We start from the raw sequence: 19794 nt of genomic DNA, 5'->3' as shown, positions 1-19794 counted from the left end.
CAGGCAGAGGCCCCGGAACCGCTTAAAAAAAGACGGTTGGCAGCTCGGCAGGCGCAGACTCAGACCTTGTTGAACAAGCCCAACTGAGCAATCTTGCTGAAGGCCAATTGCGAGGCTTGCAGCATGGTTTGCTGCAAGGTCAGACGGGTCATGACTTCAGCCGCATCGGAATCGCGGATCGACGATTGGGTCTGGGCGTTGGCCAGGATCAGGCTCTGGTTGGTATCGCTCTGGGTCTCCAGGGCGGCACCGCGACCACCGACCGAACTCAAGGCGCTGGACAACTGATCGGTGCCGCTGGCCAGGTTGGCAATGCCGGAAGCCAATGATGCCTGCAATTTCTGAGTGGCGATGGCATCACCGTTGGTTGGCGTATTCAGTGCGGTTTTCAACTGACTCACCGTGTCCAGAATGTTCTGGGTTTCATGAGTATTGACCGCGATGCTGAACTGATCGTCGGCAGCCGGGGTACCACTCACGGTGAAGCTCACACCCGATGCGGTGGCGACGCTGCCGACCATGGTCCCGGAAGACACCGGGCTGCTGTTGGCCGTCAAAGGCGCTGCGTACAATTCAAAGTCAGTGGCGCTGGTGAACTTCAGGATCGCCGAACCGCTTGGAAAGCTGGCGTGGTAAGCCGCTGAATCAGTGATACTGCGGTCGGTGATCTGCGCCGTCGAAGTATTGCCTGGGCTGGCGGTTGCGGTGAAAGTGTCCGGTTTGGCCGCCAGAGTAAAGGTGTGGCCCGGCAACACGGTAGCCGCCGTGTCACCGGTGCTCAGATTGATATTCAGAGTCAGCTCGACGCCACGGAAAGTCACGGCTTGACCGGACTTGCTGGCTGGATCGAACGCGCCGCCCTGACTGGCTTCGGCGGTCACGTCGTTACCGGACGAATCAGTGATCAGCAACTGCGTACCGCTGACAAAGTCTATGGTGTACGGCTCGCCGCTACGGAACTTGCTGTTGTAGGTGACGTTCGACGACACCTGGCCATCGGACAGGGTGACGCGGCCGTCATCCACGGCCGGCGCGGTCATGGTGACCTCGCTGCGGCTGGTGTTGATTGCCTTCTGGAACGCGTCCCAACCAGTGCTGTTGGTGGCCATCGACATGGTATCGCCGATCGCCAGGTCAAGCGTTACCTGATCACCGTTGTAGCTGTAGGTGCCATCGTTGTTGCGCGTGAACGGCACGGTGTCGCCCTTGGAGCCGGCGAAGATGTATTTGCCGTTCTCGTCCTTGCTGTTCATCAGGCTCAGCAATTGCTCTTCGATCTGCCCCAGCTCCGAAGCGTTGGCCTGGCGGTCTTCGTCGGTATAACCGGCGTTGCCCGCGCCAACGGCCAGTTCCCTGGCGCGCTGCAGCACGCTGTTGATGTTGGTCATCACCGCTTCGGCAGTACCGAGGGTCGCCTTGATGGTATTGGTATTGGCCTCGTACTGATCGAGCATCGAAGCCTGCTGCCCCAATTGCAGCAAACGCGAAGCGCCGACCGGATCGTCGGCGGCGGTTTTGATACGAACCAGGCTGCTGGCCTCTTCGCTGCTCTTGACCACGTTGGCGAAATTCTTCTGATAGTTGGCAGCCGAGGACTCGTAAAACTGGGCGGTAGAAATGCGCATGGGCTACGACTCCTTAAAGACTGTTGATCAGTGTGCTGAAGGTTTCCTGCGCAGCCTTGATGATCTGCGAGGACGCGGTGTAGTACTGCTGATATTTGACCAGGTTGCCGGTTTCCTCATCGAGGTCGACACCCGACAGCGAATCGCGAGCGGTCTTGGCGTTGGCCAGGATTGCTTCGGTGGCAGCGCTGTCGAGCTTGCCTTGTGCGGCCTTGGCGCCGACGCCCTCAACCAGTTTGCCGTAGGCATCGGTCAGGGAAATGCCACTGCTGGCCGAACCGGTATCCACGGTCTTCCGGGTCTGTAAGCCGGCCAGTACGGTGCCGTTGCGGTTGTCCAGAGTGCCCGGCTGGCTGAGCGTCACGTTGATCGCGGTGCCGTCACCTGGCGAACCGGCCACGGTCATGTCGAACGTAGCGGTGCGCTGCACGATGGGCGGCCCCGGATCATTGATCGCCGCACCGCTGGCATCGACCAGTGGAATGGTCAGGCTCAGTGTATTGTTCTGGCCAGGCACGATGGTGCCGTTGCTGAGTTCATTACCCTGGGCGTCGAGCAACTGGTAAGTCTGGGTGGTGCCACCGGTGGCACCGAACACCACTTTGACCGGAGTCGAAGTCTTCAGGCCGTTCTGAATGGCCAGGGTGGTAGCCGAGTCGTAGATATCGAACTGCGTGGTCAGGGTCGGTTGACCGCTGGCCGGAATCGTCAATGTGCCGCTGCTGCCAGAAGCGATTGCCGCACCCAACGGTGCTGCGATGGCCAGACGCTGGGGGTCGGTCATCTCGGTCTTGATGTTGGTCGCCGCGTTGCGGGTCGGGGTGATCTTGAAGGTGTCACCCGCGGCTGCGGTGCCACCGGAGAGCGTCATGGAGAAACCATCTATCACCGGCGGCGGCGTGGTCAGCGTACTGAACGCGCCCATGGCGGTGCCTTCAGGCAGACGCTGCAAGGTGTAGTCAGTGGCGCTGGTGAACGTGACCTTGTAATCGTTGAGGGTCAGCGCGCCGCTGTCCTCGATGGTCACGTCGAAGTTGCCCGAGCCCGTGCTGTTGCCGACCGTGGCAATGCTGCGCTGGGCCATTTGCGCGGCACTGTTGATGCTGCTGAACAGGTTCGAACCGAAGTCACCGTTTTTATCGATGCCTTGGGCCTGGATGGTGTTCATCTGATCGGCGACGACCAGCGCTACACGCCCCAGCTCATTCATGGCCGGGTCCAGCACGGTGCTGCGATAGCGCAACAAGCCGCCCATCTCGCCACCGGTCATCACCGAGGTGATGTCGATGGTGCTCGAGCCGCGATTGAGCTGAACGGCCGAACGCGACGGGTCATTTTTGCTCGGCAGCACTTCCAGCTTGCTGGCAGTGCTGCCCATGACCAGCGGCTGACCGCTGCCCAGGTAAATGTCGAGGTTACCGCCCCGTTCGATCACTTGCGCGCCGGTGAAAGTCGACAATTGACGTACGGCGTCATTGCGCGCATCGAGCAAGTCGTTGGGCTGGCCGCCGGCGTTGGAAATTTCGGAAATTTTCTGGTTCAACTGGGCCACGGTGGTGGCCAGTTTGTTGACCTGATCAGCCATGTCCTCCAGGTTGCCATTGATGTTGGCGTTCTGCGTCGTCAACTGGCTGGAGATCGAGTTGAACCGGTTGCTCAAGGCTTGCGCATCGCTGAGCAGCAGTTGGCGGGAAGCATCGTCTCCCGGCTTGGCGTTGACGTTCTGTACCGAGGCGAAGAACTTGGTCAGGGCGCCATTGAGGCCGGTGCCGCTGTCCGACAGCAAGGCGTCGAGCGGGCTGATCTGCCCGGCGTAGGCAGCCGAGTCGCTATTGAGCGAGGTGGTGGTCTGCAGTTGCGCATCGAGGTAGCTGTTATACACCCGACGCACATCGGCGAGGGTCGTACCGCTGCCAATGTAGAGATTGCCGAACTGATTCGAGGCCTTACTGCCCTGCACGGTTTGCTGACGCGAGTAGCCGGCCGTATCGGCGTTGGCAATGTTATTGCCGGTCACCATCAACGAGGTTTGGCTAGCGGATAAACCCGACATCCCGATATTGAGCAAACTCATGGTTCAAACCTTATACCTTGTGCCTATAAAGGCGTGGTGGAAGCGCCCGCCGCAGCGTAGTTTTGGTAACTCGTCATCTGCTTGGCTATCTGCGAAATCTTGCTTGCGTACTCCGGGTCGGTGGCATACCCGGCTTTTTGCAACTCGCGTACAAACTGTTCTGGGTTATCGGCCGACTTCAGCACATCTTGATAGCGATTATTGCTTTGCAGCAGCGTCACAAGGTCATGGAAGCTGTCCTTGTAAGAGCCGTAGGAACGGAACTCCGCGGTCTCCTTGACCCTCTCGCCATTCCTGAATTCGCTGGTGATCGCCCGCGCCGAATCGCCTGTCCAGTTACTGCTGGCCTTGATGCCGAACAGGTTGTGGCTACTGCTGCCATCCTGGGCGCGCATGACCGATTTGCCCCAACCGGTTTCCAACGCCGCCTGAGCGACCAGGTAACGCGGGTCGACACCGATTCGGTCGGCAGCTTCTTTAGCCATCGGCAGCATGGTGTTGACGAATTCGTCGGCGGAGCTGAAGGCTTTTTTCGCAGGTGCCAGGGGGATTTGAGCCATGGCACGACCATAAATCTGCAGGCGCCCGCTGGATGCTGTATCCGTTTGCGAAGCCAGCCAATCGCCGTTGTACAGGGGGCCGGAACCGGTCTTGGTGCTCTGCGGCAATTGGATATTGTTCTGCACCGTCGTGGCGGTCGTTGGAGTGGTCGATGCCGATGGCACCAACCCGGCGAGCAAACGGTCGGCCAGTTTTGGCGGCAGCGCCAGACGCCGCTGATTGATCAGCGCCATGTCATTGCGATGAGCACCCTCGCCCGCGCTTGCTGGCGTCTTCACCGAACGCGAAGCCCACAACGGACGTTCACCATTGAGGCGCGACAGCGGCCCGTTGGTGGCGACTGTGCCGGCGGCAATCGGTGTTTCTACGGCGGCTTTCGCCGCTGCCTGCTTGGCGGCAGACGCTGCCGCGGCCTCACCCGGCGCCATCGGTTTGTTCTTCGACATCTGGCGCAGCAGCACGTCCGCCAAACCAATACCGCCGCCTTCGCGGGACAGGGAAACGGCCAACTGCTGGTCGTACATTTCCTGGTATTGCTTGGCTGCCGGGGTGTTGAGCGGATTGTCCTCGCCCAGCGCTTCGGTGGCAGAGCGCATGGACTTGAGCATTTCACCGAGGAACAGCGATTCGAATTCCTGCGCCACTTTGCGCATGTTCGCTTCGCTGTTCTTGTCGCCGACCTTGAGCTGGTTCAGGCGGTTCAGGTCCGAGTAGGAACCCGAATCGCTGCTGCTGACCAGACCGCTTTTGCGCATATCCATGGTCGCCGTCCTCAGATCACGATCAGGTCGGCTTGCAATGCACCAGCCTGCTTCAGCGCTTCGAGGATCGCCATCAAGTCACCCGGTGCCGCGCCGACCTGGTTCACCGCACGGACGATTTCGTCGAGGGTAGTGCCCGGGCCGAATTTGAACATCGGTTTGGCTTCTTGTTGGGCGTTGACCCGCGAGCGCGGCACGACCGCCGTCTGCCCATTGGACAGAGGGCCGGGCTGGCTGACGATCGGGTCTTCGGTGATGGTCACGGTCAGGCTGCCGTGGGTCACGGCGGCCGGGGAAACCTTGACGTTCTGGCCGATCACGATGGTGCCGGTGCGCGAGTTGATAATGACTTTCGCCACCGCCTGCCCCGGGTCGACTTCGAGGTTTTCGAGGATCGACAAATAGTCGACCCGCTGGCTCGGATCGAGTGGCGCAGTCACGCGAATCGAACCACCGTCGATGGCCTGGGCAACGCCAGGGCCGAGCATGTTGTTGATCTTGTCGACGATGCGCTTGGCGGTGGTGAAGTCCGAACGGTTGAGGTTCAAGGTCAGGCTGTTGCCCTGATTGAAACCGCTTGGCACTGCACGCTCGACCGATGCACCGCCAGGGATGCGACCGGCCGACGGAACGTTGACGGTGATCTTCGAACCGTCACGACCTTCGGCATCGAAACCGCCAACCACCAGGTTGCCCTGAGCGATGGCGTAGACGTTGCCATCGATACCTTTGAGCGGCGTCAGCAACAAGGTGCCGCCGCGCAGGCTCTTGGAGTTACCGATGGATGCTACGGTGATGTCCACCTGCTGACCCGGCTTGGCGAACGCCGGCAAGTCGGCACTGATCGATACCGCCGCGACGTTCTTCAACTGCACGTTGCCCGAACCTGCCGGCACCTTGATGCCGAACTGCGAAAGCATGTTGTTGAAAGTCTGCAGGGTGAACGGGGTCTGGGTCGTCTGGTCACCGGTGCCGTTAAGCCCGACCACCAGGCCGTAGCCGATCAATTGGTTGGAACGCACGCCGGAAATACTGGCGATATCCTTCAGCCGCTCGGCTTGAGCGTCGAAGGCCACGGACAGCAACAGGACGCCCACCATAAGGCTTTTCAGATTCAACGTAGCCACCTAGAAAGGGAACAGCGGGCTGAGGAAGAAACGGTCGAACCAGCCTGGCTGACTCGCATCGGCAAACGCACCGGTGCCCGAATAGGTGATGCGTGCATCGGCGACGCGGGTCGACGACACGGTGTTGTCGGTGGCGATGTCATCGGCGCGAACCAGGCCGGCAATCCGCACCAGCTCATCGCCGGTGTTGAGGGTCAGCCACTTCTCGCCGCGCACGGCGATGATGCCGTTGGGCAACACGTCGGCGACGGTCACGGTGATCGAACCGGTCAGGCTGTTGCTCTGGCCGGACTTGCTGTCGCCCTTGGTGGCGCGGTCACCTTCGTAACCGACGTCCAGGCTCAGGCTACCGCTGCCCACTGGATCACTGGTGCTCAGGCCGCCCCCGAAAAACGAGCTCAGGCCGATGTCGGTCTTGCTGTTCTTGTCGATCTGCGAATTGGCGTTCTTGCTCGCCTGGGTGCGCTCGTTCAGGGTGATGGTGATGATGTCACCGACCCGGAATGCCTTGCGGTCGCTGTACAGGTTCTGTTCAAAACCGGCCTGATAAATCGAGCCGTTATTGGCGGCAGCCGGCAGCGGCGTGCGCGGCAACACCGGGGCGTAGTAAGGGTCATTGGGCTTGGGTGGCGGAGCGACGCAGCCCGCGAGCACGACGACCCCACTCAGTGCCAGAACAAATACAAAGCGATTCATGACCCTACCTCACGGTGTTGCAGGCGACCTCATGGCCGCCTCATAGACTTGATTACAGATTCTGCGTTACGAACGAGAGCATCTGGTCGGCGGTGGAAATCACCTTGGAGTTCATCTCGTAGGCGCGCTGAGTGGTGATCATGTTGACCATCTCTTCAACGGTGCTGACGTTGGACGTTTCCAGGGTGTTCTGCAGCGTGGTGCCGAAACCGGCGAGGCCCGGGGTGCCGACTTGCGGCGCGCCACTGGCCGCGGTTTCCAGGAACAGGTTGTTGCCCACTGCTTGCAGACCGGCCGGGTTGATGAAATCAGCGGTTTGCAGGTTGCCGATCACCTGGGAGGCCGGGTTGCCGGCAACGGTGATGGACACGGTGCCGTCACGGCCGACGGTGAAGGTCTGGGCGTCGTTCGGAATGACAATCGCCGGCTCCAGGGCGAAGCCGCTGGCGTTCACAATCTGGCCGTTGGAATCGAGGTGGAACGTACCGTCACGGGTGTAGGACGTGGTGCCGTCCGGCTGCAGAATCTGGAAGAAACCGCGACCATCGATGGCCATGTCCAACGGCTGCTCAGTGGTTTGCAAGCTACCGGCGGTGAAGTTTTTCTGGGTGCCGACGATGCGCACACCGGTACCCACTTGCAGACCCGACGGCAGTTCGCTGTCCTGGGTCGACTGGGCGCCTGGCTGGCGTTTGATCTGATACAGCAAGTCCTGGAACTCGGCGCGGTCACGTTTGAAACCCGTGGTCGATACGTTCGCCAGGTTGTTGGAAATGGTGGTGAGGTTGGTGTCCTGGGCGGACAGACCTGTTTTGGCAACCCATAGAGCCGGAAGCATTCGATTCTCCTCGTGCGCCTGTTTTACGGCGCGACGTTCTGATAATTAGCTGATCTGCAAGACCCGAGCCATGGCCTGGTCATCGTCTTTGGCGGTGTTCATCATCTTGATGTGCAGTTCGAACTGCTTGGCCAGTGCCAGCACCGAGGTCATTTCTTCCACGGCATTGACGTTGCTCGACTCAAGGAACCCGGAGACCAGTTTGACGTTGGCATCGGCCTGCGCCGGCTTGCCGTCCTTGGTATGGATCGAACCGTCCAGGCCTTTGGTCATGTTCTTGAAATCCGGATTGACCAGTTTGATGCGGTCGACTTCGGCCATCACGCGAGGGCCTTCGCCCATCGCACGAATGCTGATGGTGCCGTCTTCGCCGACTTCGATCTGCTGCTCAGGCGGCACGGCAATCGGCCCGCCATTGCCTACCACCGGCATACCGTTGCCAGCGCGCAGCACGCCCAGGGCATCAACGTTCAGGCTGCCGGTGCGCACGTAGCTTTCACCGCCATCGGGGTTCTGTACGGCGATCCAGCCGTTTCCTTGCACCGCGACATCAAGGTCGCGACCGGTTTCCACCAGCGAGCCTGCGGAGAAGTCGGTGGCAGGACGCTCGCTCATGGCAAACGCGCGTGCCGGAAAGCTGTCACCAAACACCGGCATCGAACGGGCTTGTTCCAGGTCCTTCTGAAAACCGTTGGTAGAGATGTTCGCCAGGTTGTTCGCATGAGCCTTCTGCGCCAGTGCATTCTGGCTGGCGCCGGTCATTGCCACATAAAGGTACTTGTCCACACTCTTTCCTCTGCATGCCGGACGTTTGCCGCCCACCGCTGTACTGCTGAGCCATAAGCAATTAGCAGACCAACTTTTTTCTGGCGGCGCCGGGCCCGGCAAACAAAGGACTTGAGGGGTTCAGAGGGGAATGGGGGGATGTATCGAAGACGAAAAACCGGCGGTGTCATGCCGCTTCGCGGCAATCCTCAGTTTCCGTCACCTGATCGTTCCCACGCTCTGCGTGGGAACGATCAGTCAGGTGTTGTCTTTACCGACTTCGTACTCACGCAACTTATTAGCAATAGTGGTATGCGAAACCCCCAACCGCTTGCCCAGTTGCCGACTGCTCGGGTGTTCGGAATACAAACGCTCCAGCACCGCTTTCTCGAAGCGCCCGACAATCTCGTCCAAGCCGCCCTCAAGGGAAAAATCGCCAAGCGGCTGACGCACGCCGTAGTCCGGCAGGCGAATGTGCTCGGCTTTGACGGTGCCGCCGTCGCACAGGGAAACCGCCTGGAACAGTACGTTTTCCAACTGCCGCACATTACCCGGCCAGTGATAGTGACTGAGCCGCTCCATCGCCGCTGGCGCCAGTTTCGGCAACGGGCAACCGATTTGCCGACTGGCCTGATCGAGGAAGTGCTCCACCAGCGGCGCCAATCCGTCGAGGCATTCGCGCAGCGGCGGGATGTGCAACGAAAGCACGTTCAAGCGGTGGTACAAATCCTGGCGAAACTCACCGCGAGCGCACAGCTCGGACAAGTCCACTTGCGTTGCGCAAATCACCCGCACATCCAGATAGACCTCTTCATCACTGCCTACACGACGGAAGCAACCGTCCTGCAGAAAGCGCAGCAATTTCACCTGCAAGCGCGGGCTCATTTCGCCGACGCCGTCGAGGAACAACGTACCACCGGCCGTCAGTTCCAACAGCCCAAGCTTGCCTTCGGCCCGAGCCCCTTCGAAGGCGCCGGGGCCGTAACCGAACAATTCGGTCTCGGCCATGGACTCTGGCAGACCGGCGCAGTTGAGCGCCATCAGCGGTGATTGCCCACGCGGGCTCGCCAGGTGACAGGCCCGCGCCAACAACTCTTTGCCGGTGCCGGTTTCGCCTTCTATCAATAGCGGCGCATCCAGCGGTGCCATGCGCCGCGCCTCGCGAACCACCGCCGCCATCACTTTCGAGCTCTGGAAAATGCTGTCGAAGCCACGCAACTCCTGTTTGCGCACGTTGTAAATGCGCTCGCCCACCCGATCCGCCCGGTGCAACGTCAACACCGCACCGGCCATGGCCTCGCTTTCGTCATGCTCCGACTGCAGCGGCGCGATGTCGGCAAGAAACACGTCGCCCTTGACCTTGACCCGCAAGCCATTGATCCGCGATTTGTTGGCGCGCACCAACTCCGGCAAATCGAAATCCTCGGCGTACCGCGACAGTGGAATCCCCGGCACCTCGTCCACCCGCACCCCGAGCAACTGCGCCGCCGCACGGTTGGCCGCAACGATGGAACCGCCCATGTCGATCGACAGCACTGGAAACTCCAAGGCACCGAGCAAGGCATTGAGTTCCATGTGCCGACGCTCGCTGGGCATCAACCCTACGCGCTTGACGCCGAATACCCCGGCAATGGCCTCGAACTTCGGACGCAATGCCTGGAACTGAATATTGATCAGGTTCGGGCAGTGCAGATAAATCGCGTTGCCATGCTCACCGCCCACTTCGCCGCGAGCAACGTTGATCCCGTACTCGACCAACAGGTTGAGAATGTCGCGCAGGATACCGATGCGGTTCTGGCAGTGAACTTTGATACGCATAAAAAGGCCCAAAAAAACGGTGAATTAGGCTAATGCCACGCGAACCTGTAGGAGTGAGCTTGCTCGCGAAAGCGTCGGACCATCCAACATTGATGTATCAGACAGACCGCTTTCGCGAGCAAGCTCGCTCCTACAGTGTTTTTTGCCGAGCGGCTCAGTTAGTTGTCAAGATTATGTGACAGGTAGAGCGCTTTTCAAACCCGGAAAATGCAATGCCTGCGCCACAGAGGCCAAACCGTAACGAAAACTTTACGAAAGTCACAGAATTTTCCTATGCACAGCCCGGATCACCTGCTGCAACGACGCAATCCTTGGGGTATTTCTAGGTCTATAGCTGTACACACAACAAGAACGAATCCCCTAGCAGGAGAGCAGCATGAAGCAGACGCAATACGTGGCTCGTGAGCCCGATGCGCAAGGTTTTATCGACTACCCCGCCGAAGAACACGCGGTGTGGAACACGCTGATCACTCGCCAACTGAAAGTGGTCGAGGGCCGTGCGTGCCAGGAATACCTGGACGGTATCGAAAAACTCGGTCTGCCCCACGACCGCATTCCGCAACTCGGTGAAATCAACAAAGTCCTCGGTGAAACCACCGGCTGGCAGGTTGCCCGAGTCCCCGCACTGATTCCCTTCCAGACCTTTTTCGAATTGCTGGCGAACAAGCAGTTCCCGGTGGCGACGTTTATTCGTACCCGCGAAGAGCTGGATTACCTGCAAGAGCCGGACATTTTCCACGAGATCTTTGGCCACTGTCCGCTGCTGACCAACCCCTGGTTCGCCGAATTCACCCACACCTACGGCAAACTTGGCCTACAGGCTTCCAAGGAAGAACGCGTGTACCTGGCGCGCCTGTACTGGATGACCATTGAGTTCGGCCTGGTCGACACACCACAAGGCCTGCGCATCTACGGTGGCGGCATTCTGTCCTCGCCCAAAGAAACCGTTTACTGCCTGTCGGACGAGCCGGAGCATCAAGCCTTCGATCCGCTGGAATGCATGCGCACGCCGTACCGCATCGACATTCTGCAACCGCTGTATTTTGTTCTGCCGAACCTCAAGCGCCTGTTCGATCTGGCCCACGAAGACATCATGGGCATGGTCAAGCAAGGTATGCAGCTGGGGTTGCACACGCCGAAATTTCCGCCAAAGCCCAAAGCGGCCTGAGCAGATCCCGCTCGCGACTTGCGCGCAAAGATAGTAATTTCCAACAAGAATCGAATTCAGGAACACACCATGAACGCTCTGAACCAAGCCCACTGCGAAGCCTGCCAAGCCGGCGCCCCTCAGGTCAGCGACGAAGAATTGCCGATCCTGATCAAGCAAATCCCTGACTGGAACATCGAAGTTCGCGACAGCGTGATGCAGCTGGAAAAAGTTTTCCTGTTCAAGAATTTCAAACACGCGCTGGCATTCACCAACGCCGTCGGCGAAATCTCTGAGGCCGAAGGTCACCACCCAGGCCTGCTGACCGAGTGGGGCAAAGTCACCGTGACCTGGTGGAGCCACTCCATCAAAGGCCTGCACCGCAACGATTTCATCATGGCCGCGCGCACTGACGAAGTGGCGAAGAACGCCGAGGGCCGCAAATAATGCATTTCGACGCCATCGGTCGAGTACCCGGCGACCCGATTCTGGGCCTGATGGAGGCCTATGCGCTTGACCCCAACCCGCGCAAATTCGACCTCGGTGTGGGTGTCTATAAAGACGCCCAGGGCCTGACGCCAATCCCCGAAGCGGTGAAGCTCGCCGAGCTGCGCCTGGTGGAGCGTCAATCCACCAAGACCTACATCGGCGGCCACGGCAATGTCGCGTTCGGCAAGGTCATCAACGAGTTGGTGCTTGGCGCTGATTCGGCGCTGATCGCCGAACAACGGGCCGGCGCCACTCAAACGCCGGGCGGCACTGGCGCATTGCGTTTGAGTGCCGACTTCATCGCCCAATGCCTGCCGGGCCGTGGCGTATGGTTGAGCAGCCCGACCTGGCCGATCCACGAAACCATTTTCGCGGCAGCCGGGGTCAAGGTCAGTCATTACCCATACGTGGGCAGCGATAATCGTCTCGATGTGGAAGCGATGCTCGCGGTGCTGAATGAAGCCCCCAAGGGCGATGTGGTGTTGCTGCATGCCTGCTGCCACAACCCGACCGGTTTCGACCTGTCCCATGACGATTGGCATCGGGTGCTAGACGTGGTGCGTAGTCGTGATTTGCTGCCACTGATCGACTTCGCCTATCAGGGTTTCGGCGATGGCCTGGAGCAAGATGCCTGGTCGACCCGGCTGTTCGCCGCCGAGTTGCCGGAAGTGCTAATCACCAGTTCCTGCTCGAAGAACTTCGGCCTGTACTGCGACCGCACCGGCGCACTGATTGTCTGCGCACAAACCGCCGACAAACTGGTGGATATCCGCAGCCAACTGGCCAACATCGCCCGTAACCTGTGGTCGACGCCACCGGATCATGGCGCCGCCGTGGTCGCGACCATCCTCGGCGATCCAGAGCTGAAGAGCCGCTGGGCCGATGAAGTGGAAGCCATGCGTTTGCGTATCGCCCAGTTGCGCAGCGGCCTGGTCGAAGCGCTTGAACCCCACGGCTTGCGCGAGCGATTTGCGCACATTGGTGTGCAACGCGGGATGTTTTCCTACACCGGTTTGTCGCCGGAGCAGGTCAAACAGCTGCGCGAGCATCACAGCGTGTACATGGTCAGCTCAGGCCGGGCTAACGTGGCAGGGATTGATGCGACGCGTCTGGATCTGCTGGCCGAAGCTATCGCTGAGGTCTGCAAGTAACCCTCTCCCACTGATCATTCCCACGCGGAGCGTGGGAACGATCATCGCAGGCTCCGCCAGCTCCTACACAGACCTGTCTAGACAATCCCACCCGTCGCAACAATTGGATATAAAAGTCTATTTGTCATTTCTCCTGCTGTATCCTGCGCAGGCTTTTTTTAAAAGCGCGGATCTACCAGATCTATCAACAGACTTAGCGAGGAGCGCGAACATGCACGAGATCCCTAATCTCCCCTTCCCAAGCCTGCACGAAACTGAGCAGACAACCACGCAACAAGCCGGTGCCCGACAGCCCGAGACGAAAGAAGCACCTGAACGCCGCCAGGCCGACAGCGAAGACTGATACACCCGCACGACCAGACCGTGTGGAAAGCGCTAATATGCGCTTTCCACACTGCCTGAACCTTGAGCCTCCCCATGACCGATGAATTCACTCCTCCTTTTGATGAAGAGCTGCAGGCCAGCGTCCTGATCGGCACCGCCGAAAAAATGATCGAGATCTGGAGCCGCCTCTCCCCGGAGAAACAGGCCGCCCTGCTCGCCCGCTTCGGCAGCGAAGAAAATGCCTTGGCCGCCCTGGTCACGACACAGCTGATTGCCCCCGCCAAACCCTGACTCCCCCCCGTCCGGCAAATAGTTTTACTTTTTCCACGCCTCGCGACCGCCCGCACCGCTATCATAAGCAGCCTATCTATCCTGCTTTCCCGTGGACCTTTACCCATGTCAGAAAACCAGCGCCCCCTGGCGGTCACGCTGCAAGTCGTTTCCATCGTCCTGTTCACGTTCATCGGTTATCTGAATATCGGCATTCCACTGGCCGTATTGCCGGGCTACGTCCACAGCGACCTCGGTTTCGGCGCTGTGATCGCCGGGTTGGTAATCAGCGTGCAATACCTGGCCACCCTGCTCAGCCGCCCTTACGCCGGGCGCATCATCGATAACAAGGGCAGCAAACTCGCGGTGATGTATGGCCTCGCCGGTTGTGGCTTGAGCGGTGTGTTCATGTTGATTTCGGCCTGGACGCAAAGCCTGCCGACGTTAAGCCTGATCAGCCTGTTGATCGGCCGACTGGTGTTAGGCAGCGCGGAAAGTCTAGTGGGTTCCGGTTCGATCGGCTGGGGCATCGGCCGGGTCGGCGCGGCGAATACAGCCAAAGTCATCTCCTGGAACGGCATCGCCAGTTACGGCGCGCTGGCGGTCGGCGCGCCGCTGGGGGTGCTGCTGGTGAGTCAAATGGGCTTGTGGAGCATGGGCGTGAGCATCGTGCTGCTGGCCGTTCTGGGCCTGGCGCTGGCCTGGCCGAAAACCGCTGCACCTATTGTTGTCGGCGAACGTCTGCCGTTCATGCATGTGCTGGGGCGCGTGCTGCCTCACGGCTGCGGTCTGGCCTTGGGCTCCATCGGCTTTGGCACCATCGCCACATTCATCACCCTGTATTACGCCACTCAGCAGTGGTCCAACGCGGTGCTGTGCCTGAGCCTGTTCGGCGCCAGTTTCATTGGCGCGCGACTGCTGTTTGGCAATCTGATCAACCGCCTCGGCGGCTTTCGCGTGGCGATTGCCTGCCTCTCGGTGGAAACCCTCGGGTTGTTGCTATTGTGGTTGGCGCCGGATGCCCATTGGGCACTGGCCGGCGCGGCGCTGAGCGGTTTCGGTTTCTCGCTGGTGTTCCCGGCACTGGGCGTGGAAGCGGTCAACCTGGTGCCCGCCTCCAGCCGTGGCGCGGCAGTCGGGGCATACTCACTGTTTATCGATTTGTCGCTGGGGATTACCGGACCACTGGCGGGTGCGATTGCAGCTGGATTCGGGTTTGCCTCGATCTTCCTGTTTGCCGCATTGGCCGCTCTGAGCGGTTTGGCACTGAGCATCTATTTGTACCGGCAAGCGCCGAAGTACTTTAATGAAAAGCACCTTAATGAAAAGCACCACGAAGAACGCGACACCCGCTAGAAATCCACCTTGCCGCGTCCAGCCTTGATGCTGCCGCGTTTGGTCTTGGATTCGAGACGACGCTTCTTCGAACCGAGAGTCGGCTTGGTCGGGCGGCGTTTCTTTTCCACTTTGATGGCGCTGAGGATCAACTCGGCCAGCCGCTCCAGTGCATCGGCGCGGTTGGCCTCCTGCGTCCGGTATTGCTGGGCCTTGATGATCAACACGCCTTCACTGGTGATGCGACTGTCGCGCAGCGCCAGCAGCCGCTCCTTGTAGAACTCGGGCAAGGACGAGGCCGGAATGTCGAAGCGCAGGTGCATGGCGCTGGAGACCTTGTTGACGTTCTGCCCACCGGCGCCCTGAGCGCGAATGGCCGTCAACTCGATCTCGGCATCCGGAAGATGCACGTTGTTGGAAATTACCAGCATGGAAAAGAGTCCGGGGTCGGGGTGTTCAGGATACCGCGAATGAGGTTCTGATTAGCAGGCAATTACTGGAGCAGGAGAAGTTAATGAAGTCATGCCAGACTTTTCTTACAGCATTCTCGGATTTACAAAGTGGGCGTTGTTTTGTTTTGAATGACAATATTAATCTAGAGACTCACATCGACGAGCTATATTAACTGATGAACCTTGAAAATATTCGATACCATATTGCAGTCACCCTCATGGTTTTAGGTTGCTCCGGACTGCCGGCCGGGCTAATTGTATTTTGCATAAGAGAAGTAATTGACATAGACGAAAAAAATTTAGATGCAGTCTACTTGACAACGTATGCAATAGTTGTTTTTTTTGGATTGGTTTTTTACATCCCAAGAATGCGAGGAAAGACATAAATACTTCGACCCTCACAATGCCATCACCTCGATTAGGAAGACTCTTCTTTCGAAAATATTACATTTATAGTTAGAGCATCGACTAGCGCCTCGAAAGCCAACGCCAGCTTTCCCGCTTGCCGGTAAGCTCTCTCATAATTGATTGGATCGCGTCTGAAAAGCTCCACCGCCCCAGGTTTGAGTACCCTCCTGGAAACTCCGTACCCCGAAAGAAACAAATCCACAGAGTAATAGGCAACATCCCCCCGATAATCATCAAAGAAATTTCTGTAGAGACGCCTAACAGGCCCGACTGTACCTGGAGTTCCCGGCCCATGATAGATATTACCCAAGCCTTCATAAATATTATTAGCACCATGTCCGACCATCAGCCCCCCTGGAACCAAACCTAGCCCTCCTGAGCTACCCATGACCGAAACACCTGTCTTGACCTGCATAACACCCGCCACAACGCCAACGCCGTTCTGAACATAAAAACGAGCTTTCGACGACAATTCCTCATACTCAGCTCTGATTTCCTGAAACCCTTGCCAAGCGCTGATTACCCCCTCATCAACAGCCTGAATTACCTCATTGGCATAGGCAGAAATAATCGAGCTGAATCGCAACCGTGTAAAACCGTCCGGCAGATGTGTCATACCGATGTGGCATCCAACTGCAACCAGATCAGAGGCGGCGTTAGTCACATCGTGAATATCGCACGACGTTTCATTCATCTTCATTCGCCCAGGTACTGTATGCACTCGTTGCTCCAGGAACGTGCGCCCAAGCAATGTCTCTATAACGAATGGAAACCTGTTCTTGCGGCTCTGCATCGTTCATACGAATAGCATGAGGAACTTGCTGACTGATATGCGCGATGCGCGCACCGGTGAGATGGATTGAATAATATCGCTCCTGCCCTCCGGCTGAGGCGGTGCGATAGAAGTTGATAATGCACTCCACCTCTTCACGCTCGTGCAACGCACTCGCCAACAGAGGTGAAGATTTATCGATAGCTTTGGTAATCATGACTGGCATGTGCTTGCCACGACCACCTGCCAGACTACCGTCATTGCCCGTCAGCATATCGTGCAAGTAGGCCAGCACCATTATTTCGTCCTGATGACCGGACTGACACTTATTGCCGATGGAGCTTTGACCGGAGCAGCCAGCGGAAATCAAACCTTGACGCTTACCGGTAATAGTCATGTAGCTGTGACTGGCCATAATCACTCCTTATGTATTGGGAGCGCCAGCCTATGACAAAAAGTAACCGACAGGTTGTAGGCCATTTCTGAATTAATGAACCTCTGCCTGCTTTTCAGTTTTTCCGAAATTACTGTAGTAAACAGAGAATGACCTTGTAGGACCAAGACTTCAGCACAATCGCAAAGTTATACGTCAGAAACAACAAACCCGGCACATGACCGGGTTTGTTGTTTCTGCGCTTTGCACTTACTTGGCAGCGGAACCTGCTGCCTGCAACGCATGCTGGGCACTGCGCTTGTTCTTGATGCCATAGCAGACCCACATGAACGCGACCCACACCGGAATCGCATACACCGAGATCTGGATCCCCGGGATCAGCAGCATCACACCAAGGATAAACACCACGAACGCCAGACAAATGTAGTTACCGTACGGGTACCACAGGGCCTTGAACAGCGGCGTTTGTTGGGTCTTGTCCATGTGCTGACGGAACTTGAAGTGCGAGAAGCTGATCATCGCCCAGTTGATTACCAGGGTCGCAACCACCAACGACATCAACAGTTCCAGTGCATGTTGCGGAACCAGGTAGTTCAGCAGCACCGCGACCAGGGTCACGGCGGCCGACGCCAGGATCGAACGCACCGGCACGCCACGCTTGTCGATCTTCGACAGGGCTTTCGGCGCATCGCCCTGCTCGGCCATGCCCAGCAGCATGCGGCTGTTGCAGTAGGTGCCGCTGTTGTACACCGACAGCGCCGCGGTCAGAACCACGAAGTTGAGGATGTGCGCGGCGGTGTTGCTGCCGAGCATCGAGAACACTTGCACGAACGGGCTGCCGCTGTAGGCATCGCCGGACGCGTTCAGCGTGGTCAGCAGGCTGTCCCAAGGGGTCAGCGACAGCAGAACCACCAGCGCACCGATGTAGAAAATCAGGATCCGGTAGATCACCTGGTTGATGGCTTTCGGGATCACGGTTTTCGGCTTGTCGGCTTCAGCGGCGGTGAAACCGAGCATTTCCAGGCCGCCGAAGGAGAACATGATGATCGCCATGGCCATCACCAGCCCGCTGACGCCGTTCGGGAAGAAGCCGCCGTGTTCCCACAGGTTGGTCACCGAGGCTTGCGGGCCGCCATCGCCGCTGACCAGCAGATAGCTGCCCAAGGCAATCATGCCGACGATCGCCACGACTTTGATGATCGCGAACCAGAACTCGGCCTCACCGAAGACTTTGACGTTGGCCAGGTTGATCAGGTTGATCAATACAAAGAACCCGGCTGCCGAGACCCAGGTCGGGATATCCGGCGCCCAGTAATGGATGTATTTACCGACCGCGGTCAGCTCGGACATGCCCACCAGAATGTACAGAATCCAGCAGTTCCAGCCCGACAGGAAGCCGGCAAAACCGCCCCAGTATTTGTGGGCAAAGTGGCTGAACGAACCGGCGACCGGCTCTTCGACAATCATTTCGCCGAGTTGGCGCATGATCATGAAGGCGATGAAGCCGCAAATGGCGTAGCCGAGGATCATCGACGGGCCGGCGGATTTGAGCACGCCGGCCGAGCCGAGGAACAACCCGGTACCGATCGCGCCACCGAGGGCGATCAGTTGAATATGGCGATTTTTCAGGCCGCGTTTCAGCTCGCCTGAATGCGAGTTTTGTCCACTCATGAAAAAGGTCTCACGCAAGGTTTGATGATGTTCAGTAGACGTTGCTGCTCAGTTGCGATTTCAAGCAGCGCCGATCAAACCCCAGCGCAGGCACCAGGAGTTCAGCGTTTTTACGACAGTCATGCGTCACCTGTTTGTTTTTATCTGTGACGAAATCGAACCCGACACGCTCGTGACGCGGCGGAGTGAACAAGGCGGATAGCCTTGAGGTTTGCGCTGTTGCGCAGAGGGTCACAGTTAAAACGCGGCGCATTGTACACCTGTAACCCCCTGCTGCCAGACACCGCTGGATCAGCGCGTCGGTTGCCGGGATTGCCTGTGTTCGCCTCGAGGGTCTCGGGCGACTGCAAAAATTGAGTCAGACCTTTGCAGGTCATCGATAAGGGCAGCGGAGAAATCGCCCTTTGGGGAGAGATGGAGATGAGTCACGGCGTTCATTGCGCCTCCTTCTTGTTATGCACCTGCACGACAGGCATGGGGCGCATCTCACCCTTCCTGCGCTGCCGAAACAAGCGTGCCAGAGCCCTTGAAGACTACAAACTCGTCGGCTGCCGGAAGGTTTTCCTTACAGACCTTTCCCTCGCGGCATTCCACGGGGTTTGAGAGTGCTTTCCGTAAGGTTTTATTGACAAGGCGTAACGTAAACTTTCCAAATCAGATCAAAAGCCAACTGACTGTAAATTGACGATAGGAAGCTTCCTAAGGAAATGTCCTGCTTAGTTTTCTGTTTTTATTAAGAAAATTGGCTCTCGGAAAATGGAATAAATAGTTCAAATGAAAATTGTTTAACTATTTTTTTGCATTCTAAAACCCTGTGAACTAGGTTTTCAGCGACTTGCCGAGCCACATCGACCGGCACGTTGACGCGCTCTTCAACGAGTGAAAAGCACGCCACTGTTCTTACCAAAAGTGTTCTTACCGAAGCTGTTCTTACCAAAGAAGTCATCTAGGAGATTCACCATGCAAGCACCGGACAAGGACTTGGACACTGAACTGCAACTGGACGATTGGTTTGAAGCACCGACCCATGAGGCCGCCGTTGAAATGATGCAAGCCGACGCGGTTGTTCCGTTCGGCACGGCGATGTGGCCTCTGTAAGGCATCCCGGCAGGCATG

19 protein-coding genes are annotated in these 19794 nt (G+C 58.2%); 7 read left to right on the top strand and 12 right to left on the bottom strand.

Annotated elements, in window-relative coordinates; genetic code table 11:
- Nucleotides 1-59 precede the first annotated feature (59 nt).
- The 8 genes from CKW20_RS03860 to CKW20_RS03825 form a co-directional block, all read right to left on the bottom strand.
- Nucleotides 60-1625, bottom strand: a complete 1566-nt coding sequence (locus CKW20_RS03860) for a flagellar hook-associated protein 3 (protein WP_095051732.1) — start codon at nt 1623-1625, stop codon at nt 60-62.
- Nucleotides 1626-1638: 13 nt separating this feature from the next.
- Entirely contained in the window at nt 1639-3699 is a 2061-nt protein-coding gene (gene flgK / locus CKW20_RS03855) for a flagellar hook-associated protein FlgK (RefSeq protein ID WP_095051731.1), read from the bottom strand.
- Nucleotides 3700-3722: 23 nt separating this feature from the next.
- Nucleotides 3723-5021, bottom strand: coding sequence for a flagellar assembly peptidoglycan hydrolase FlgJ (gene flgJ / locus CKW20_RS03850; protein ID WP_095051730.1), 1299 nt, complete (start codon nt 5019-5021; stop codon nt 3723-3725).
- Nucleotides 5022-5032: 11 nt separating this feature from the next.
- Entirely contained in the window at nt 5033-6121 is a 1089-nt protein-coding gene (locus tag CKW20_RS03845) for a flagellar basal body P-ring protein FlgI (RefSeq protein WP_095051729.1), read from the bottom strand.
- A gap of 27 nt (nt 6122-6148) precedes the next feature.
- Nucleotides 6149-6844, bottom strand: a complete 696-nt coding sequence (gene flgH, locus CKW20_RS03840; RefSeq protein WP_095051728.1) for a flagellar basal body L-ring protein FlgH — start codon at nt 6842-6844, stop codon at nt 6149-6151.
- Between the two features lie 52 nt (nt 6845-6896).
- On the bottom strand, nt 6897-7682 hold the full coding sequence (flgG, locus tag CKW20_RS03835) for a flagellar basal-body rod protein FlgG (RefSeq protein WP_008011001.1): 786 nt from the start codon (nt 7680-7682) through the stop codon (nt 6897-6899).
- Nucleotides 7683-7727: 45 nt separating this feature from the next.
- Nucleotides 7728-8468: a flagellar basal body rod protein FlgF gene (locus CKW20_RS03830; RefSeq protein WP_052966740.1), complete on the bottom strand. Its 741-nt coding sequence runs from the start codon at nt 8466-8468 to the stop codon at nt 7728-7730.
- Between the two features lie 237 nt (nt 8469-8705).
- Nucleotides 8706-10265 (bottom strand): sigma-54-dependent transcriptional regulator, encoded by a 1560-nt coding sequence (locus CKW20_RS03825; protein WP_095051727.1) that lies wholly within the window; start codon nt 10263-10265, stop codon nt 8706-8708.
- Between the two features lie 376 nt (nt 10266-10641).
- Between CKW20_RS03825 and phhA the strand changes: the two genes are divergently transcribed.
- The 6 genes from phhA (at nt 10642) to CKW20_RS03800 (ending at nt 15002) form a co-directional block, all read left to right on the top strand.
- On the top strand, nt 10642-11433 hold the full coding sequence (gene phhA, locus CKW20_RS03820; RefSeq protein WP_030131496.1) for a phenylalanine 4-monooxygenase: 792 nt from the start codon (nt 10642-10644) through the stop codon (nt 11431-11433).
- Nucleotides 11434-11502: 69 nt separating this feature from the next.
- Nucleotides 11503-11859: a 4a-hydroxytetrahydrobiopterin dehydratase gene (locus CKW20_RS03815; protein WP_095051726.1), complete on the top strand. Its 357-nt coding sequence runs from the start codon at nt 11503-11505 to the stop codon at nt 11857-11859.
- A complete protein-coding gene (locus tag CKW20_RS03810; protein WP_095051725.1) occupies nt 11859-13052 on the top strand; it encodes an amino acid aminotransferase in 1194 nt (397 codons plus the stop codon). The genes CKW20_RS03815 and CKW20_RS03810 overlap by 1 nt, the downstream gene beginning before the upstream one ends.
- A 211-nt stretch (nt 13053-13263) precedes the next feature.
- The gene (locus CKW20_RS29775; protein WP_256584985.1) at nt 13264-13395 is read left to right on the top strand and encodes a hypothetical protein; all 132 of its coding nucleotides are present in this window, start codon (nt 13264-13266) and stop codon (nt 13393-13395) included.
- 74 nt (nt 13396-13469) lie between these two features.
- Nucleotides 13470-13667: a hypothetical protein gene (locus CKW20_RS03805; RefSeq protein ID WP_095051724.1), complete on the top strand. Its 198-nt coding sequence runs from the start codon at nt 13470-13472 to the stop codon at nt 13665-13667.
- 105 nt (nt 13668-13772) lie between these two features.
- Nucleotides 13773-15002 (top strand): MFS transporter, encoded by a 1230-nt coding sequence (locus CKW20_RS03800; protein ID WP_095051723.1) that lies wholly within the window; start codon nt 13773-13775, stop codon nt 15000-15002.
- Here the strand turns inward: CKW20_RS03800 and arfB are convergent.
- The 4 genes from arfB to CKW20_RS03780 all read right to left on the bottom strand — a co-directional run bounded on the left by arfB (nt 14999) and on the right by CKW20_RS03780 (nt 18678).
- The gene (gene arfB / locus CKW20_RS03795; protein ID WP_095051722.1) at nt 14999-15412 is read right to left on the bottom strand and encodes an alternative ribosome rescue aminoacyl-tRNA hydrolase ArfB; all 414 of its coding nucleotides are present in this window, start codon (nt 15410-15412) and stop codon (nt 14999-15001) included. The two genes, CKW20_RS03800 and arfB, sit on opposite strands and share 4 nt — an antisense overlap.
- 439 nt (nt 15413-15851) lie before the next feature.
- Entirely contained in the window at nt 15852-16541 is a 690-nt protein-coding gene (locus tag CKW20_RS03790; RefSeq protein WP_256584984.1) for a DUF4225 domain-containing protein, read from the bottom strand.
- Nucleotides 16528-17028, bottom strand: coding sequence for an Hcp family type VI secretion system effector (locus CKW20_RS03785; protein ID WP_095051720.1), 501 nt, complete (start codon nt 17026-17028; stop codon nt 16528-16530). The genes CKW20_RS03790 and CKW20_RS03785 overlap by 14 nt, the downstream gene beginning before the upstream one ends.
- A 228-nt stretch (nt 17029-17256) precedes the next feature.
- The gene (locus tag CKW20_RS03780) at nt 17257-18678 is read right to left on the bottom strand and encodes an amino acid permease (RefSeq protein WP_095051719.1); all 1422 of its coding nucleotides are present in this window, start codon (nt 18676-18678) and stop codon (nt 17257-17259) included.
- A gap of 960 nt (nt 18679-19638) precedes the next feature.
- Between CKW20_RS03780 and CKW20_RS29500 the strand changes: the two genes are divergently transcribed.
- The gene (locus CKW20_RS29500) at nt 19639-19776 is read left to right on the top strand and encodes a hypothetical protein (RefSeq protein ID WP_176466849.1); all 138 of its coding nucleotides are present in this window, start codon (nt 19639-19641) and stop codon (nt 19774-19776) included.
- The last annotated feature ends 18 nt before the right edge of the window (nt 19777-19794 follow it).

The organism is Pseudomonas sp. Irchel s3b2 (assembly GCF_900187445.1).
Taxonomy (GTDB): Bacteria; Pseudomonadota; Gammaproteobacteria; order Pseudomonadales; family Pseudomonadaceae; genus Aquipseudomonas.
This window is presented reverse-complemented; position numbering and strand designations above follow the sequence as displayed.